The 17,414-nt window shown below is 54.6% G+C and carries 15 protein-coding genes; 14 read left to right on the top strand and 1 reads right to left on the bottom strand.

Going from position 1 to position 17,414, the window contains the following annotated elements:
* Position 1: 1 nt before the first annotated feature.
* The gene (locus BM323_RS14995) at positions 2-3,607 is read left to right on the top strand and encodes a transporter substrate-binding domain-containing protein (protein WP_091004129.1); all 3,606 of its coding nucleotides are present in this window, start codon (positions 2-4) and stop codon (positions 3,605-3,607) included.
* Between the two features lie 17 nt (positions 3,608-3,624).
* Here BM323_RS14995 and BM323_RS14990 read toward each other — a convergent pair whose 3' ends face one another.
* Complete coding sequence (locus BM323_RS14990; RefSeq protein ID WP_008106208.1) at positions 3,625-4,227, bottom strand: helix-turn-helix transcriptional regulator; 603 nt, start codon at positions 4,225-4,227, stop codon at positions 3,625-3,627.
* Positions 4,228-4,546: 319 nt separating this feature from the next.
* On the opposite strand from BM323_RS14990, the gene BM323_RS14985 reads away from it, so the two are divergent.
* From BM323_RS14985 to BM323_RS14925, 13 genes are all read left to right on the top strand, one after another.
* Positions 4,547-5,455 carry a polysaccharide deacetylase family protein gene (locus tag BM323_RS14985; RefSeq protein WP_008106207.1) on the top strand — a complete coding sequence of 303 codons (909 nt, stop codon included), beginning with the start codon at positions 4,547-4,549 and terminating at the stop codon, positions 5,453-5,455.
* A 17-nt stretch (positions 5,456-5,472) separates the two neighbouring features.
* Complete coding sequence (locus BM323_RS14980; RefSeq protein ID WP_008106206.1) at positions 5,473-5,880, top strand: nuclear transport factor 2 family protein; 408 nt, start codon at positions 5,473-5,475, stop codon at positions 5,878-5,880.
* A 76-nt stretch (positions 5,881-5,956) separates the two neighbouring features.
* Positions 5,957-7,543 carry an ABC transporter substrate-binding protein gene (locus tag BM323_RS14975; RefSeq protein WP_052026001.1) on the top strand — a complete coding sequence of 529 codons (1,587 nt, stop codon included), beginning with the start codon at positions 5,957-5,959 and terminating at the stop codon, positions 7,541-7,543.
* Positions 7,544-7,614: 71 nt separating this feature from the next.
* Positions 7,615-8,577: an ABC transporter permease gene (locus tag BM323_RS14970; RefSeq protein ID WP_008106202.1), complete on the top strand. Its 963-nt coding sequence runs from the start codon at positions 7,615-7,617 to the stop codon at positions 8,575-8,577.
* 9 nt (positions 8,578-8,586) lie between these two features.
* A complete protein-coding gene (locus BM323_RS14965) occupies positions 8,587-9,540 on the top strand; it encodes an ABC transporter permease (protein WP_008106200.1) in 954 nt (317 codons plus the stop codon).
* 10 nt (positions 9,541-9,550) lie between these two features.
* Positions 9,551-10,534, top strand: a complete 984-nt coding sequence (locus BM323_RS14960) for an ABC transporter ATP-binding protein (RefSeq protein WP_008106198.1) — start codon at positions 9,551-9,553, stop codon at positions 10,532-10,534.
* Positions 10,531-11,535: an ABC transporter ATP-binding protein gene (locus BM323_RS14955; protein ID WP_008106196.1), complete on the top strand. Its 1,005-nt coding sequence runs from the start codon at positions 10,531-10,533 to the stop codon at positions 11,533-11,535. The genes BM323_RS14960 and BM323_RS14955 overlap by 4 nt, the downstream gene beginning before the upstream one ends.
* Before the next feature lie 20 nt (positions 11,536-11,555).
* Positions 11,556-12,746 (top strand): amidohydrolase family protein, encoded by a 1,191-nt coding sequence (locus tag BM323_RS14950; protein WP_008106194.1) that lies wholly within the window; start codon positions 11,556-11,558, stop codon positions 12,744-12,746.
* Entirely contained in the window at positions 12,746-14,236 is a 1,491-nt protein-coding gene (locus BM323_RS14945) for a chlorohydrolase family protein (RefSeq protein WP_008106193.1), read from the top strand. Before BM323_RS14950 ends, BM323_RS14945 begins: the two co-directional genes overlap by 1 nt.
* A complete protein-coding gene (locus BM323_RS14940) occupies positions 14,229-15,452 on the top strand; it encodes an amidohydrolase (RefSeq protein WP_008106191.1) in 1,224 nt (407 codons plus the stop codon). The genes BM323_RS14945 and BM323_RS14940 overlap by 8 nt, the downstream gene beginning before the upstream one ends.
* A 46-nt stretch (positions 15,453-15,498) precedes the next feature.
* Positions 15,499-16,197, top strand: a complete 699-nt coding sequence (locus BM323_RS14935; protein ID WP_008106189.1) for a GntR family transcriptional regulator — start codon at positions 15,499-15,501, stop codon at positions 16,195-16,197.
* Positions 16,197-16,700: a GNAT family N-acetyltransferase gene (locus tag BM323_RS14930; protein WP_008106186.1), complete on the top strand. Its 504-nt coding sequence runs from the start codon at positions 16,197-16,199 to the stop codon at positions 16,698-16,700. Before BM323_RS14935 ends, BM323_RS14930 begins: the two co-directional genes overlap by 1 nt.
* Positions 16,701-16,770: 70 nt before the next feature.
* Positions 16,771-17,214, top strand: a complete 444-nt coding sequence (locus BM323_RS14925; protein WP_008106184.1) for a VOC family protein — start codon at positions 16,771-16,773, stop codon at positions 17,212-17,214.
* The last annotated feature ends 200 nt before the right edge of the window (positions 17,215-17,414 follow it).

The raw sequence follows: 17,414 nt of genomic DNA, 5'->3' as shown, positions 1-17,414 counted from the left end.
TATGGCTAACTCCCTGAAAAAAATCGGTCTTGCTCTGCTGCTGTTTACTTCATGCTATGTGCTGAATGAAGCGATGGTCTCCGCCGCCGAGCAGGTATTAAACCTCAAACTGCTGAGCCGTTCGCCCCAGCTTAATCATCTTCCGTCACAAGGTTTTAATACAGAACAGCAGCAGTGGCTGGCGACCAAACCGCAACTCACCGTTGGCATTGCCAGGCCTTCATATCCACCTTTTACCATCATCAACAATCATGCGGAGCTGGAAGGGATCACGGCAGACTATGTGGGACTTCTGGCGGCCATCATCAATAAACCGGTAAAAATCCGTCTGTTTTCCAGTCAAAAAGCGGCGGAAGAAGCCCTGAACGCTGGCACGGTGGATTTGCTGGGTTCCGTCACCCAATTTGATAATGATCGCAACAAGGTCGTGCGCACTGAACCCTACGCAAGTGAGCAAGCGATTCTGGCGATGCGCAGCAATAACAGCCGCACGCTAAGCAGCGATTTGGCAGGCGAACATATCGCGATGGCCAGCGGTTATCTGCCTTTGGAATGGGTTCAGCGACAATATCCGCTGGCCAGTATTCAAACCTATCCTAGCTATCAGCAAGCCATTGGCGCGGTGGCGTTTGGTGATGCCGACGTATTCCTTGGCGATCTTTATCCGATCAGTCGAAATTTTATTAATAATATTCGCGTGGTTAACTTCGCCGATTTCCCGGCTAAAGATCTCGCATTTGGCGTGCGATCGACTCATCCGCTTTTGCAGCAAATCGTTAATATTGCGCTGCAGGAGATTAACAATGAAGAGCGATTAAATATCCTGCAGCGCTGGCATGTAGGCCGCAGCGCCAGTGTATTAAATCAGCAGATATTCCAACTGAGTGATGCAGAAAAACAGTGGATAAAACAACACAACAAAGTGCGTGTCGTCGCCATTGATGGTTTTGCGCCGCTAACCTTCACCGATGACGAGGGTAATTATCGCGGCATCACCGTCGATATGCTGGCGCAAATTCGTCTGCGCACCGGACTCGATTTCGAAATGGTGAGCGCGCGTGATGTCAGCGAAATGCAGACCATGTTGAAAAATAATCAGGCCGATATGATTGGTGCATTAACGCCAAGCACAACTCGTAAGAATGACCTGATGTTCAGTCGCGCCTATTTTACCAGCGCTTTCGTGATGGTGGTGCGTCAGCAGCCCAATGCCGCGCGCAACCTGAATGAGCTCAATGGTAAAAAGCTGGCAGTAATCAATGGCACCGGCATGGCGACCTATATTCGCAGTCGCTATCCGTTGGTGAAACTGGTTGATGCGGCCAGCGCCAGTGATGCGCTGGCGATGTTGAATCGTGGCGATGTGGATGCCGCAGCCAATACGCTCGCCAACTCCGAATATCAAATCGCGCGTTATTATCGTAATCGCATGCGCATCAGCGCCACGCTGAATGAATCGCCGGCGTTTCTCTCGTTTGCCGTGCCGCCGCAATCACCAGAACTGCTGAGCATTATCGATAAAGTAATGCTCAGCATTCCGCCAGATGAAATGGATGTGATTGGTAATCTATGGCGGCCGAATAACATGGTGTCGTCAGATAATTTTTGGCGTGAGAACCGCATTTTTATATACAGCGCTGCAGCATTCGCCACGGCGCTGATCTTAGTGTCATTGCTTTGGGCTATTTGGCTGCGCCGGCAGATTCGTATCAAGATACGCGTGCAGCGCGAGTTGAACGATCAGCTGGAATTCATGAACGACATGATTAACGGCACGCCGAATGCGACCTATATCCGCGATGCCAGCGGCACATTAACCCAATGTAATGAAAGTTATCTGCAATTTCTCAATGCCACGCGTGAACAGGTGATTAATCAGTCGCTGTTTAAACGCGATGTTTTTCACGATAAGCAGCAGAACACCCAATATATTCAGGACTTTTATCAGGTGCTGAGCAGCGGCACGCCCATCTTTAAAGATCGTACCTTTGTGCATGCTTCCGGTGCGGAGAAAACGATTTTTCACTGGCTGCTGCCTTACCGCGATGCCAGCGGCAATGTGAAGGGCGTTATTGGCGGCTGGCTGGATGTCAGTGAGCGGCGCGTATTACTTGAAGCGCTGAACGAGGCCAAAGAGCAAGCCGAGGACGCTAACCGCGCCAAAACGCAGTTCCTCTCAACCATGAGTCATGAGATTCGCACGCCGCTCAATGCGGTAATCGGCATGCTGGAAATGGCGCGGAAATCAGCAGATAAAAATCGGGTGGATCATCAGGCGTTAGACGTCGCTTTTAGTTCGGCGAATGAGCTGGTGGAGCTGCTTGGCGATATTCTCGACATCGCGCGCATTGAAGCCGGCAAATTGACGCTGCAGCCAGAGCGCTGCAACGTGCAGGCACTTTGTCAGTCGGTGGTGCGCGTGTTTTCCGGCATGGCGGCGCAGAAAAACCTCGATCTGCACCTATCTGTCGATCCGCAAACCGGGCCCGCGCTGTGGCTCGATCCGCTGCGTTTTAAGCAGATCCTCTCCAATCTGATTGGCAACGCGATCAAGTTCACCGCCAGCGGCAGCGTGAGTGTGGATGTCAGGCTGACACATCATGAACGTTGGCAGATTACCGCCACCGTGCGCGACACCGGAAAAGGCATTTCTCTGGCCGATCAGCAAAAACTGTTTGCGCCGTTTAATCAGGTGGGACAAAACGGTGAGCAGGTAAAACGTGGCACCGGTTTGGGTTTGACCATCTGTAAAACACTCTGTGAAAAGATGGATGGCGATATTCAGCTGCACAGCGAACTGGGTAAAGGCAGCGAAATTGTGGTGCGCGTGATGGCGGATGCGTTTCCGGATGACATCGCTGAGGCCACGCCGATTGCTGAGCTGCCCGCCGAGCGTAGCAGCGTTCCGCTGCGCATTCTGATTGTTGATGATTCCAGCGTTAACCGTCTGCTGTTAACTCGTCAGCTGCATTTCCTCGGTCATCAGGTGATTGAAGCGGAAGAGGGCGCGCAGGCGCTGGCAGCATGGCATCAGCAAAGATTTGACGTGGTGATCACCGATTGCCGCATGCCGGTGATGGATGGTTATCGACTCGCACAGGCGATTCGTCGTGAAGAGCAGCTGCGGGATCGGCCACGCTGTTTGGTTTTAGGTTTTACCGCCAACGCCTTGCCGGAAGAGCGCGATCGCTGCCGTGAAGCCGGCATGGATGGCTGCCTGTTTAAACCCAGCACCTTGCAGGATCTGCAAAACTGGCTCGGTAAGGGCGTGCTGCAAAGCGCGGATGAGGGGCTTTTACAGCTGGCGGCGGGCGATGAACAGTGGAGCGCGCAATTACAGGCGGAATTAATCGAAAGCTATCAGCAGGATATCGTGGCATTGACGGTCGCGCTGAGTAGCGACGATCGCGAGCAGCTAGGTGAACTGGCGCATAAGATTAAAGGCAGCGCTGGCATTACCGGGGCGAACGCGCTGGTAGCGAAATGCGTTGCGCTAGAAGAGAACTGCGAGGATGAGTCGATTTCACGGGCGGTTTTGTCCGCATCAGGGCGTGAGCTGCTGGCGGAGATTCGGCTGGAGATCGCGAAGAACGGTGGTCGCCATTAATGGCGACCCTACGTTGATTACATCTTTGCTTGATAACCCATACGGCTTAACCGGCTAAATAACTCTTTATTATTGGCGCAGTTGAGTTTGCGAATAATACTTTGCCGATGATGGCTAATGGTTTTACAGCTGAGATGCAGTTTATGCCCAATATCGGTGAGATTGCTGGTTTGGCCTAGCATGCGCAATAAGCCAAATTCACGCGGTGAAAGGGTTTGTTTGGTGCGGCGAACTCCCACCGCAAATTCCGCAGACGACGGCAAACCTAATACAGCATCTGAAAGTTGCTTGAGGCTGCACTTTTTCGGCAGAAAGGTAACGCCAGGCAGCACGCCAACCACATAGCTGATTACCGCTTTCTCATGCAGATCGGTCAGCACGATAATTCGCGTTGCCGGAGATGAACGCTGCACTTTGAGTAGCAGCTCGGTGAAGTACTGCACATCGCGGCCATAAGCGGTTAATTCGCTGATAAGCACATCGGTTCCTGCTACTTTGCTTAACGCTACGTCCACATCGTCACTATCAATATTTTTAATCTGAATGAATTTCCCGGCAAAATAACGTGAAATGCCTTCAGTAATCCATCTGTTATTGTCTATCAGCGTTAATGACAACATAGTTATCCCCATCCTTATTATGTTGCTATTTAAGCGCGATGGCGGCGCGATAAATATCGGACAGGGGAAGGGAGGTTTGTATGAAATTTCCTAAATTCGTCTTTGCGCATTTTTAGGGCAGATGCTGCACCAACAGCTCACCTTTTACTCTTTTTCCTACGCACTTGACCCCGCAGTTCTCAATCCAAAGAAAGAAAATTCCGATGAAAAACCCACGAATTCCTCGCGTTAAGAAATATTGCTAGCAATAAAGCTAGAGTGGCATATCCCTTGCTTTACTCCTGACATCGCAAGATGTGTGTTCAATCAGGAGGCCGTTATGTCATCGCCGCAGGTTTTGTGGGATATCGCCAGCCACCAGCGTTACGCCTACAGCTCAATCGAACATCAGGTATTGCCCGTCTGGCCAAAAGGTAAAGGACTGGCGCTGTATATCGCCATGAATCTGGAGCATTTTGCGTTTGGCTTGCCGGAAGGCGCCAAACTGTCGCAAGGGGCGAATCGCCTCGACGTGTTGAATTATGCGTGGCGCGACTACGGAAATCGGGTGGGCGGTTGGTATCTGGCCGATCTGTTTGCCGAACTGGCTATTCCGCCAGCGGTGATCGCCAACACAGCGATCATCGATTATTGCCCACAGTTGCTGGATCGCTGGATAAGCCTGCCCGGCAGCGAACTGATCGGCCACGGTCATACTAACTCGCAGCGTCAGGGCGAACTGAGTCGTGAAGATGAGTTTGCGCTGATCGCCCGCTGCCAGCAGCGACTCACCGAATATCAGCAACGTCCGGTGGCGGGTTGGCTGTCGCCGTGGATCTCCGAAAGCCACGACACGCCTGACTTACTGCGCCAAAACGGCTTCAGCTACACGCTGAACTGGGCGCATGACGATCGTCCGGTGGCATTGCAAACTTCGCACGGCGATCTGCTGTCGGTGCCGTATCCGCAGGAGATCAACGACATTCCCACCATCATTCCTAACGGCACCTCGATAGAAACCTTCTGCAGCATGATCGAAAGCCAGTTCGCCGAGATGAAACTGCGCGCCGAACAGCGCCCGCAGGTGATGGGCATCGCGTTGCATCCTTACATCGTCGGTCAGCCGTTCCGACTTCATCATTTACGGCAGACGCTAAAGAACATTATCGCGCAGTGCGAAGACGTATGGATTACCACGCCAGGCGAGATCGCCGCGCATTCACTGAACGTAACCAACAAAGTCGCCTGATATCACTGGAGAACAGCATGACCGCAGCATCAACAGCAGTAGAGATCGTGAAAGAGTTTCTGGCGGCGTCGATGGCGCCGGATCCTGACCGAGCCGCAGCGCTGATGGCCGCGGATGTGGTCATCACTTTTACCGGCAAACGCGTAATGCCCACCGTACATGGCGTCACCGCATTTAACGCCGGGCGCTATCAATGGGTGAAAAAGCAGTTGGGCGATTTTGACTGGATGGAGAAAAGTCCCGGTCATGTGGTGGTGTACTGCACCGGCTTTCTTTATGGCGTTTGGCCGGATGGACGTGAATTCGCCGGTAATCGCTACCTCGACCGCTATGAGGTGATTGCAGGACGCATTAGCAAAATGGATGTGTGGAACGACAGCGCCGAGTGGATTCTGACGCCAGAGTTGAATCAGTCACCACGTTAATAACAAACAAATCAACTGGCATTGGCTTTGCATGCATTGCTAGCAATAACCTTAGCAAACTAATGAGAGATCAATGATGAAGCAACTTTTTCTGTCGTTGTTAGTAGCAGGTTCGTTAGGTGTGGTCAGTCACGCGGCGCTGGCGGAGAACGTGGTGCGCTGGGCAACCGATGCCGATATCCCGACGCTGGATCCGGATGCCTACGCATCCACCAAAGCGCTGACCTTTCAGAATCACATTTATGAATCGCTGGTGCAGCGCGATAACGATCTGAAAATCCAGCCGTGGCTGGCGCTGAGCTGGCAGCAGATCGATGACACCACGCTGCGCTTCAAACTGCGCGAAGGGGTGAAATTTCATAATGGCGACGAGCTGACGTCAGAAGATGTGGTGGCATCCGTGGCGAGGGTCACAGATCCGGCTTCGGGTATTCGCGCCAACGCCTCAACCATTAAAGACGCGGTGGCGGTAGACAAATACACCGTGGATATTCATCTGGTGAAGAAAACCGGCATCGCCATCAACGAGCTGACCGGCGTGATGATCATGGATAAGAAGTGGCTCAGCGAGCATAACGCGCTGAAGCCTACCGATATCAGCCAGGGCACGGAAGGTTACGCCACCAACAATACCAATGGTACCGGGCCGTTTATTTTGCAGAGCCGCCAGCGTGATACGCAGATGGTGCTGGTACGCAATCCTGACTGGTGGAATGCCGCTGCCGGCACCACCAATATCGACAAAATCATTTTCAAACCAATCTCATCCGATGCCACGCGCCTCTCTGGCCTGCTGGCGGGTGAATACGATTTGGTGACCTCGGTGCCGTTGCAGGATATTCAGCGTCTGCAAAACAATCCTGCCGTGCAGCTGCAGGTGAGCCCGTCGTTACGCGTTGATTATCTGGCGCTCAATATGCGCGACACCCTGAATGCCAAAAACGCCAAAGCGGAGAACCCGCTGAAAGATATTCGTGTGCGTCAGGCGCTATACATGGCGATCAATCACGAGGCGATCACGCAAAAAGTGATGCGCGGTCTGACTAAACCGACCAACAACTATCTGGCGCCGGATATTCCGGGTTATGACGCTAAGGCGGGCGTGGATTATCCATACGATCCAGCGAAGGCCAAAGCACTGCTGGCGGAAGCCGGTTATCCGCAAGGCTTCAACCTCAACTTTGATTGCCCGGAAGGCACCTACATCAATGCTCCGCAATGGTGCCAGGCGGTGCAGAGTTACTGGTCGAAGATTGGCGTGAAAGCGGCGCTGAATGTGCATCCGGCCAGCGTCTATGACCCGATTCTGGTCAATGGCCGCACGGATGTCGGCGTGCTCGGCTGGGCCAACCTGCCGATCATGGATCCTTATAGCGTGGCGGTACAGCTGCTGCACACCAGTAACGGGAAAAGCCTCGGCACCTTTAACATCCCGCGCTACAGCAATCCGGCGGCGGATAAGCTGATCGACGACTCGGTCGGCGAGCTGGATAACACCAAGCGCATTGCCATGCTGAGCCAGGCCGTCGCGCTGGCGAATAAAGATCTGCCTTATCTGCCGATGCACTTTGAACCCACCGTTTGGGCGATGAGCAAAAAACTGACGCTGAAACAGACGCCAGATAATGTTCAGCGCCTGTGGTACGGCAAGGTCAGCAACTAAATCTGCCAGGTCATGCACCTCAGTTAAGCGTAAATCGGTCGCCATAAATGGCGACCCTTCGGGAGGCCGTTATGGTGTTTTTTGTGCGCAAGTTACTGCAGGCATTTATGTTGCTGGCGGGTGTGGCGCTGCTCTCTTTTATTCTGTTTCAGTATCTTGGCGATCCGGTGGCCAGCATGCTGCCGGAGAGCGCCACAGAGGTGGAGCGTGCCGCGCTGCGCACCAGTCTTGGCCTCAACGATCCGGTGATTGTGCAGTTCTGGCACTACATCACGCGCCTGCTGCACGGCAATTTTGGCATCTCCTATTACAACCAGGTTTCGGTGTTTCAGCTGATCATGGAGCGCCTGCCGGCCACGCTGGAACTGGTGTTTGTTTCAGTGGTGATGGCGATGGCCATCGGCTTTCCGCTCGGGGTCTGGTCGGCCATCAGCCGCAACAAACTGCTGAAAGAGGGCGTGCAAATCCTGTCGCTGATTGGCGTTTCGCTGCCATGGTTCCTCACCGGCATCATCCTGATTATCGTGTTTTCGGTGTGGCTCGGCTGGTTTCCCTCCAGCGGTCGCGGTGAAGTGGTGAAAATCGGCTTCTGGAGCACCGGCTTTCTTACCGCATCCGGTTGGCACTCGATCGTGCTGCCGGCGCTTTCGCTCGGTTTGTCGATGGTGACCATCATCATGCGTCTGATTCGCACCGAGATGCTGGAAGTGATGAAGTCCGATTACGTCAAATTTGCCCGCGCGCGCGGCATCGAAAACTATCGCATCTGGTTTCGTCATGCGCTGAAGAACGCGCTGCTGCCGGTGGTGACGGTAATTGGTTTACAGATTGGCGGTTTGATTGCCTTCGCCATTGTGATTGAAACCGTCTTCCAGTGGCCGGGCATGGGCTTGCTGCTGATTCAGTCGATCAATTTCGTCGATGTACCGGTTCTTTCCGGCTATCTGCTGTTTACCGCCCTGATTTTTATCGTGATCAACACGCTGGTTGATCTGTTGTATTACCTGATCGACCCGCGCATGCGGGCTCAGTAAGGAGTTGCCATGATTAACGATAATGTCCCGTTACGCCGTCGTACCCGGCTGGCTCAGCAGTGGAGCGCCTTTACCGATAGCGATCTGCTTTGGCTGTTCTGGCGCAGCAAAAGCACGGTGGTGGCCTTCACTTGCTGCCTGCTGATTTTGCTCTGCTCGCTGACCAGCCACTGGATTGCGCCACACAACGTGTTCGATACCACTACGTTTGACCTGATGGATTCGGAATTGCCGCCATCGTGGATGAGCGGTGGCGACGCGCGTTTCTGGCTGGGAACCGATGTGCAGGGCCGCGATATTCTGTCGCTGATGCTCTACGGCCTGAATATCTCGCTGATTATTGGCGGGATCAGCGTGCTGTTATCGGTGGTACTCGGCGTGGCGCTGGGCGTGTTGAGCGGCTATTTCGGTGGCTTGGTGGACACGCTGATCATGCGTTTTGCCGATGCGATGCTGAGCATTCCCACCATTATGTTCACGCTGCTGGTCAGCGGTGTGGCGCGCGTGGTGATCCCCAAAGAGCTGATGGGGCACTTCGCGCCGGCCATTCTCACCGGCGCGATTGCGCTAACCGGCTGGATGCAATATGCCCGCACCGTGCGCGGCTTGACCATGCTGGAGAAAGGGCGCGAATACGTGATGGCTTCGCGCATCAGCGGCGCCAATCATCTGCACATTATGCTGCGCCACATCGTGCCGAACGTGCTGCGTCCGGTGCTGGTGATGGCCACGCTGCATCTGGGCGTAGCGATTCTGACTGAAGCGACACTCTCGTTTCTTGGCGTCGGCATGCCGCCGGATCAACCTTCGCTAGGTACCTTAATCAATGAAGGTAACCAGTATCTGTTCTCCGGACAGTGGTGGATTGTGGCTTTCCCTGCCGCGCTGCTGGTAATCCTGTCTCTCTCATTCAACATGCTGGGCGATTGGTTGCTGGACGCCCTTAACCCGAAATTACGATAGGAGCCTCAGGATGCAGCCAGCCAACCAGACGTTACTGGACGTCAGAGATCTCAGCATTGAATTTCTCCATCGCAAGGGCAATTTGCAGGCGATACACCATCTGTCGCTCAGCATGCAGCCGGGAGAAGTGCTCGGCATGGTCGGCGAATCCGGCGCGGGGAAATCGCTGACCGGCGCGGCTATCAGCGGCCTGTTGCAGGAGCCCGGCCGCGTTAAGAACGGCGAGATTTGGTTTCAGGGCCAGCGTATTGATAACCTGGATGATGACGCGCGTCGCCAGCTGCGCGGCAAAGCCATCAGCTGTATTTTTCAGGATCCGCTCACCAGCCTCAATCCGGTGCTGACCATCGGCCAGCAACTGACTGAAACCATCCGCACCCATTTACCGCTCTCGGCGGCGCAAGCCAGTGAACGCGCCATCAACCTACTCACCGAAGTGGGGATGAGCAGCCCGGCGCAGCGTATGCATCAATATCCGCATCAGCTTTCCGGCGGCATGCGGCAACGTGTGGTGATTGCGCTGGCACTGTGCGTGGATCCGCAGTTGGTGATCGCCGATGAGCCCACCACCGCGCTGGATGTGTCAGTTCAGGCGCAGGTATTACGCGTGCTCAAACGTCTCTGTCAGCAGCACGGCACCGCCGTGATGCTGATCACCCATGATATGGGCGTGGTAGCGGAAGTGTGCTCGCGAGTGGCGGTGCTCTACGCCGGTCGCATCGTAGAAATGGGGCCAGTGGAAGAGGTAATTCGTTCGCCCAAACATCCGTATACGCGCGGCCTGATTAACTCGATTCCTTCCATGCGCGAACGGCATGAGTTTCTGGCACAGATCGACGGTGCGATGCCACGCCTTAATACGCTGCCGGGCGGCTGCGCCTTTCATCCTCGCTGTCCACATGTCACTGAGCGCTGTCAACGACAACAACCGGAGATGCAGTTCAGCCATTTGTCACAAATCGCCTGCTTTTATCCGTATGGAGAGACGCCATGAAAAGTGAAAAAGCACTGCCGCCGGAAGTTTTAAGCGTGCGCGATCTGCACATTCGTTTTCATCTCGGACGCGAAAAGCGGACTTCGCTGTTTCGGCGCGGAGCGAAGCGCGAACTGCATGCGGTGCGCGGCATCAATATCTCTATCCGCCAGGGCGAAACCTTTAGCATTGTCGGTGAATCCGGCTGCGGAAAATCCACCATTGCGCGGGCGCTGGCCGGGCTTTATACGCCATCAGAAGGCTCGATAAAATTTGCCTGGCAAGGCGAGGTGAGCGACAGCCACAGCGCGCAAAATGGCACCCAGATGATCTTCCAGGATCCCTATGCCAGCCTCAATCCGCGCTGGCGCATCGGACGTTCGCTGGCCGAGCCGTTAGTGCTGAATAAAAAGGTCGGCAGCACGCGGCAGGCAAGAAGCTATTGTGGACAACTGCTGGAGCAGGTTGGGCTTTCCGCTAACGATCTGGATAAGTTTCCGCATGAATTCTCCGGCGGCCAGCGTCAGCGCATCTCGATTGCTCGCGCGCTGGCCACGCAGCCAGGCTTTCTGATTTGTGACGAACCGACGTCAGCGCTCGACGTTTCGGTGCAGGCGCAGGTGTTAAATCTGATGCGTCGGTTACAGCAACAGCACGGGCTGACCTACTTTTTCATCAGCCATAACATGGCGGTGATTTCCCACATCTCCGACCGAGTTGGCGTGATGTACCTTGGCCGTATTGTCGAGCAAGGCACGGTGGAGGAGATTTTTTCTCGTCCCGCGCACCCGTACACGCGTCTGCTGATTGCCGCGATTCCACAGTTCGATAATCCCTCGACTGAACGTGAACCGATCGTCGGCGAAGCGCCTAATCCGATGTCGCCGCCGCTCGGTTGTGCCTTTGCCGCCCGCTGCAGCCACGCCCAGCCGCTGTGTCAGCAAGCGATGCCGCCGGTGCATGATCTTTCTGATGAGCATCAGATTGAATGCCATTTCCCTGCGGCCGTCGCCGCAGCTTAATCATCACAAGGAGATCGCCGATGGAAAGTGTGTTAATTCAAAATGTCATGCCGTTTGATGAAAATCAGCGCGTAGACCTGTTGCTGGAAAATGGCGTTATCGCGGCGCGTGGCCCCAATTTACCTGAGCCTGCAGGCGCTAAAGTCATCGATGCCAGCGGTATGCAGGCATTTCCTGGCTTAGTCGATGGCCATGCTCATCTCGACAAAACCTTGCTGGGACGTGACTGGTACCGCAACGAAGTGCCGCGCAATCTGGCGGCGATCATCGCCAACGAACGTGATTATCGCCGCGAGCAGCAGCCCGATCCGCAGTTGCAATCAGAACGTATCACGCGCCGCGCCATCGCGGCAGGTACCTCATTTATTCGCACCCATGTCGATATTGATAACGAAATCGGTCTGGCGAATCTCGAAGGGGTGTTGGAAACACGGCGTCGCCTGGCCGAACAGGTGGATATTGAGATAGTGGCGTTTCCGCAAAGCGGCATCCTGCAAAGTCCCGGCACCGAAGCGCTGCTGGATCGCGCGCTGCAGATGGGCGCCGAGCTGGTGGGCGGCTTAGATCCCTGCTCATACGATAAAGATCCGGTACGCCATCTGCAGATCATCTTCGAGCTGGCGGTTCGTCACGGCAAAAAAGTGGATATTCATCTGCACGAACGCGGTGAACTGGGTGCGTTTAGCCTTGAGCTGCTGATTGATTTTACCCGCCGCTATCAGATGCATAATCGCGTCACGCTCAGCCACGGCTTCTGTCTCGGCATGGTCGAACCGGCGCGCCAACAGCAGTTTGCCGAAGAGATGGCGGAGCTGGGAATGTCGGTTGCAACAACCGCACCGGCGGATATCGCGGTTCCGCCTTATGAATTGCTCACCGACGCTGGCGTCGCGTTTTGCGCTGGTAATGACGGCGTGCGCGATACCTGGAGCCCGTACGGCAGCGGCGATATGCTGCAACGCGCGGTCACCATGGGACTGCGCTATCGCTGGCGTCAGGATCGCGAGATTATGCGCGCCGCGCACACCATTACCTTTGGCGGAGCTCGCGTGATGGCGCTGGACAATTATGGTTTACAGCCCGGCAATCGCGCCGATTTGGTGTTGATTCCCGGCCGCAGCATGGTGGAAGCGCTGGTGGAGTTGCCGCGTGACCGTAAGGTGATCAAAGGCGGCAAACTGATCGCCGCTGACGGGGAGTGCCTGTTCTGATGAGCGAAAAAGTAACCCGACTGCGCGCCGCGTGGGTGGTGGGCTATCGCGATGGCGATCACTGCCTGCTGGAGGATGGCGAAGTGGTGTGGCAGGGCGAACGCATTCTGTTTGTGGGTTTTGATTATCCCGGCGAGGTGGATGAAGAGATCAACGCCGGGAATTGTCTGGTGGGACCGGGATTTATTGACCTTGATGCACTCGGCGATCTCGATACCACCGTGCTGGCCTTCGACAACCAGCCCGGCTGGAAAAAAGGGCGCATTGTCGCCGCCGACTGGCAGCGCCGCGACCTCTACAGCCGCGAGCAGCTTAACTTCGCCAAGCATTATGCCTACAGCCATTTGCTGCTTAACGGCATCACCAGCTTTGCGCCCATCACCTCGATTCTTTATCGCGAATGGGCCGAAGATGTTGATGAATACCTGTATGCCGCAGATGTGGCCGAATCATTAGGCGCGCGAGCGTGGCTGGGGCCGGCTTTTATGGCGGGTTACTACGCCAGCGATGAGCAGGGACAATTTTCGTGGATAGGCAACCGCGATCGCGCGAAAAAGGGGCTGGACGATGCGGTGAAGTTCTATCAGCGTCTACAGCAGCGCGGCGTTTCAACCTTAAGCGGCATGCTGGCTCCCGACCGTATTGAGGGCGGTGATGCCGTTTGGCTGAAGGATTTGGGTGACATTGTCACGTCACTCGCCTGTCCAACGCGGCTGCATTGTTGCCAGAGCGAGCTGGAAGTGCGGGAAATCGCCCGTCGCTATCAAGGCCGCAGTTCGCTGCAAGTGCTGGCCGACAACGATTTGCTCAATCGCCACATGTTGTTGCCACACGGCCAGTTTCTCGGTGGATTGAACGCCGACGCAGCGCGTGTAGCAGAGGACATCGCGCGGCTGGCGCAGTCAGGTGCTTCAATCGTGGCTTGTCCGCTGGTATCCGGTCGCCACGGCAAATATCTCGAACATTATCCATCGCTTAAAGCCGCTGGCGTTAATCTGGCGCTTGGCACCGATACGTTCCCGGCCGATATGTTCACCAATATGCAGATGGGCGTGGTGCTGACGCGCGTGGTCACCGGCGATATCTCAGCGGCCAGCGCCGCCGATTATTACCGCATGGCAACCCTGGGCGGCGCACAGGCGTTGGGACGCGATGATCTTGGCCGACTGGCGGCTGGATGTCAGGCCGATATGATGATGGTCAATCTTGACCAACCCGCGCTGGGACAAGTGTTCGATCCAATTACCACGCTGGTTTTGAATGGCAATGGTCGCGATGTCACCGGCGTGATTGTGGCTGGACGCAAAGTGGTGTGGGAACGCGAACTGGTTAACAGCGGGCAGGGTGCGGCAGCGTTACACGCCGCATCGCAGCAGGTATTTTCGCACATTGTCTCAACTTATCCCGAACGAACCGTTGGGCATCCGCCTGTTGAGGAGATCGTGTCCTCCTCGTTTCCTCGCGTGAACAGAGGCGTAAACCATGACTGATCACTACTTGCTCACCAACGTCAGGCTTGAAACCGGGTTTATCGAAATTAACGGCCATATTCAGGGCACCCAATGCGATCTCTTCACCATAGAAATCAAACACGGGCGGATAGTGGCGATTCACGGGCAGAGCGAGGTGCAAAGCGCGCTGCCACAGCGTGATGCTGGCGGCATGCTGATGCTGCCAACTCTGCGCGATATGCATATCCATCTCGATAAAACCTTCTACGGTCGCGCATGGCGAGCGGCTAAACCAAATAACGAGCAGGATATTTTCCAGATGATCGCGCTGGAACAGCAGCTGTTGCCGACGCTGCTTGCCGATTCGGTCGAGCATGCGCAGCAGTTGATCACCTTGCTATTGAGTAAAGGCACCACGGTGATTCGCAGCCACTGCAATATCGATCCGGTCAGCGGGCTGCGCAGCCTGGAGCATCTGTTGCAGGCGTTAGACGCGTTTAACGGGCAGATAGCGTGTGAAATCGTGGCGTTTCCACAACACGGTTTACTGCGTTCTGGCGTGACTTCACTGATGCGCGAGGCGCTGGCGCTCGGCTGCCAGTGGACCGGCGGACTCGATCCTTCGAAGGTTGATGGCGATATGGCGCGTTCACTCGACACCATGCTGAGTCTGGCGCATGAGAGTGGCACCGGCGTGGATATTCATCTGCATGAAGCCGCCAGCAGCGGCATTCCGTGTATTGATTATCTGTTGAACGCGCTGGAACATGCGCCTGAACTGCAAGGCCGAGTGACACTCAGCCACGCTTATTGTCTGGCACAAATCAGTGATATTGAGGTGCAGGCGCTGGGTGAACGCATGGCCGCGCTGGGCGTGAGCCTGGCGTCTGGTTTGCCGCTGGGCAAAAATGTAATGCCGCTTCCGCTGCTAAAACAGTGTGGCGTAAAACTAATGACCGGCACCGACAGCGTCATCGATCACTGGTCGCCCTTCGGCACCGGCAGCATGCTGGATAAAGCCAATTTATGGGCACAGCTTTACGGACGCGGCAGCGAATTTTCGCTGAACAGGGCGTTGGCGATTGCCACCGGCGATATTTTGCCGCTGGATGAGCAGGGCGCGCGTATCTGGCCGCTGGCTGGCGACGCGGCTGATTTTATCCTGATTGACGCCAGTTGTTCCGCCGAAGTTGTGGCGCGTCAGCCAGCAATTTCAGCCAGTTACTTCCGTGGCCAGCAGGTTTACCGCGCATAAATGATGTATATTTCTGGGGACTATTATGACCGATACAGGATTGAGTATGGGCGCGAAGCAAACCCCCAGACAAAAAGAGATCGCTCGCATTTATGAGTCGCTTACCATGGCGATTGCCCAGCACAAGCTGCGCCCCGGCACGCGCTTAATTGAGGCGCAGATTGTCGATGCGCTGAAAGCCAATCGCAACCATGTGCAGGCGGCACTGCAGCGCATGGCGTTGCAGCACATCGTCACCATCGAACCCAATGTCGGCGCGATTGTTGCGCAGCCGTCAGCCACCACCGCGCGTGAGATCTTCACCGCCCGCCATGCCATTGAATCGGCCATAATTGCCTGCATTACACCGCAAAAAATGACGGCGTTTGCCGTGCAATTGCAGCAGCAACAAAAAGAAGAACATGAAGCGATTCACAGCCAGGAACGGCAACGCGTGGTGTATCAGCTTGGCGCCTTTCATCTGCTGTTAGGCAAAATTGCCGATAACAAAGTGCTGGAAGATATTCTCAATAATTTGATGGTGTTAAGTTCATTAATTGTGATGCTGTATCAGCGCAATGAGATGCCGGTTTGTCAGTGTGACGAGCATCAGCACATCATCGATGAACTGATTGCCGGAAATACCGCTAAGGCGCAGCAACTGATGCGCGATCATCTTATTGAGCTGGAGCAGCAGCTGGATATTTCTGAAGCGTCACCGTATGCCATGACGCTGGTGCAAGCTCTTCATAAAGCGGAGGAATAATGGAATTAGAAACAACCCGACTGCGGCTGGAACCCTTTGAACTCGCGCATTTTGACGGACTGCGGGCGATGGAAAACGACCCGGAAATTATGCGTTATATCAGTAATGGCGTGGTTAAAACGCCAGAAGAAACCCTGGCGAGTATTGAACGCGTTCAATCGCGCTGGCAGCAATATGGTTTTTCCTGGTGGGCGATGCGGGAAAAAGAGTCTGGCGAAATCGTTGGTGCGTGTTGCCTGCAGCATTTAGCCAATCAGGATGGTGCGCCGTTGGAAATTGGCTGGCGTCTTAATGCTAATTATCACGGTAAAGGTTTTGCCACAGAAGCAGCGCAGGCGATGGTTAAGTTTGCAGTTGAACATGTCGGCGTAAAATATCTGGTCGCGGTGGCCGATCCTGAAAATGCCGCTTCGCAAAAGGTGATGCAGCGGCTGGGCATGACCTACAAAGCGATTGAACAACATTACGATGTGCCTTGCGTGGTGTATGAGCTGCATATTTAGGCATTCATGAACAAATGCCATCAAAGATTTATGACATATTCCAGTTCTGATGATTTCACAGGAATGGAATATGGAACAGCACGATATTGGTTTTAGCCACATAGCGCTGCAAGTCAGAGATTTAGAACGCAGCATCGACTTCTATCAACGTTACGCAGGGATGCAGGTGATCCATGAGCGTGAACCAGGCATTGCAGAAGCGCAAAAAGTCGCATGGCTTTCTGATTTAACACGTCCATTTGCGCTGGTGCTGGTGCAATCTCAAACCACCGTGGATACGCCTTTGGGGCCGTTTGGTCACATTGGCGTTGCGTGTGACAGCAAAGAAGAGATTGATGCCAAAGTTATTTTGGCAGAACGCGAAGGCGTGTTACGCCGACCCGCGCAGCAATCATCCGCACCAGTGGGTTATTGGGCATTCTTCGCCGATCCTGATGGCAATACGCTTGAGCTTTCATACGGCCAGCAGATTGGCCTTGAGATAATTACCAGTCGCCTTAATGCAGATGTTTGAACAAAAGCGTCACTCGAAAGGGTGACGGTTGATCTAGGGAATAGGCGTGGTTTGAGTGCGCTTAGATACTTCATTTAACATAATCATGATTATGCGCACCGAATATGAGGAGGCAAAGTAGTAATGTCCGCTTTGAGCTAAGCTGACATGGCCGCTTCGGGTGACCTGCTGAGGAACCTGTTATGGCGGCTTCTGGTGTG

The sequence above is a fragment of the Pantoea sp. YR525 genome (assembly GCF_900116775.1).
Classification (GTDB): Bacteria; Pseudomonadota; Gammaproteobacteria; order Enterobacterales; family Enterobacteriaceae; genus Pantoea; species Pantoea symbiotica.
This window is presented reverse-complemented; position numbering and strand designations above follow the sequence as displayed.

Excerpts from the sequence above, each read along its gene's own strand:
- BM323_RS14965 (WP_008106200.1), top strand. The coding sequence starts at position 8,587 with ATGATTAACGATAATGTCCCGTTACGCCGTCGTACCCGGCTGGCTCAG.
- BM323_RS14925 (WP_008106184.1), top strand. The coding sequence starts at position 16,771 with ATGGAACAGCACGATATTGGTTTTAGCCACATAGCGCTGCAAGTCAGA.
- BM323_RS14990 (WP_008106208.1), bottom strand. The coding sequence starts at position 4,227 with ATGTTGTCATTAACGCTGATAGACAATAACAGATGGATTACTGAAGGC.
- BM323_RS14930 (WP_008106186.1), top strand. The coding sequence starts at position 16,197 with ATGGAATTAGAAACAACCCGACTGCGGCTGGAACCCTTTGAACTCGCG.
- BM323_RS14960 (WP_008106198.1), top strand. The coding sequence starts at position 9,551 with ATGCAGCCAGCCAACCAGACGTTACTGGACGTCAGAGATCTCAGCATT.
- BM323_RS14945 (WP_008106193.1), top strand. The coding sequence starts at position 12,746 with ATGAGCGAAAAAGTAACCCGACTGCGCGCCGCGTGGGTGGTGGGCTAT.
- BM323_RS14985 (WP_008106207.1), top strand. The coding sequence starts at position 4,547 with ATGTCATCGCCGCAGGTTTTGTGGGATATCGCCAGCCACCAGCGTTAC.
- BM323_RS14980 (WP_008106206.1), top strand. The coding sequence starts at position 5,473 with ATGACCGCAGCATCAACAGCAGTAGAGATCGTGAAAGAGTTTCTGGCG.
- BM323_RS14955 (WP_008106196.1), top strand. The coding sequence starts at position 10,531 with ATGAAAAGTGAAAAAGCACTGCCGCCGGAAGTTTTAAGCGTGCGCGAT.
- BM323_RS14975 (WP_052026001.1), top strand. The coding sequence starts at position 5,957 with ATGAAGCAACTTTTTCTGTCGTTGTTAGTAGCAGGTTCGTTAGGTGTG.
- BM323_RS14940 (WP_008106191.1), top strand. The coding sequence starts at position 14,229 with ATGACTGATCACTACTTGCTCACCAACGTCAGGCTTGAAACCGGGTTT.
- BM323_RS14970 (WP_008106202.1), top strand. The coding sequence starts at position 7,615 with ATGGTGTTTTTTGTGCGCAAGTTACTGCAGGCATTTATGTTGCTGGCG.
- BM323_RS14995 (WP_091004129.1), top strand. The coding sequence starts at position 2 with ATGGCTAACTCCCTGAAAAAAATCGGTCTTGCTCTGCTGCTGTTTACT.
- BM323_RS14950 (WP_008106194.1), top strand. The coding sequence starts at position 11,556 with ATGGAAAGTGTGTTAATTCAAAATGTCATGCCGTTTGATGAAAATCAG.
- BM323_RS14935 (WP_008106189.1), top strand. The coding sequence starts at position 15,499 with ATGGGCGCGAAGCAAACCCCCAGACAAAAAGAGATCGCTCGCATTTAT.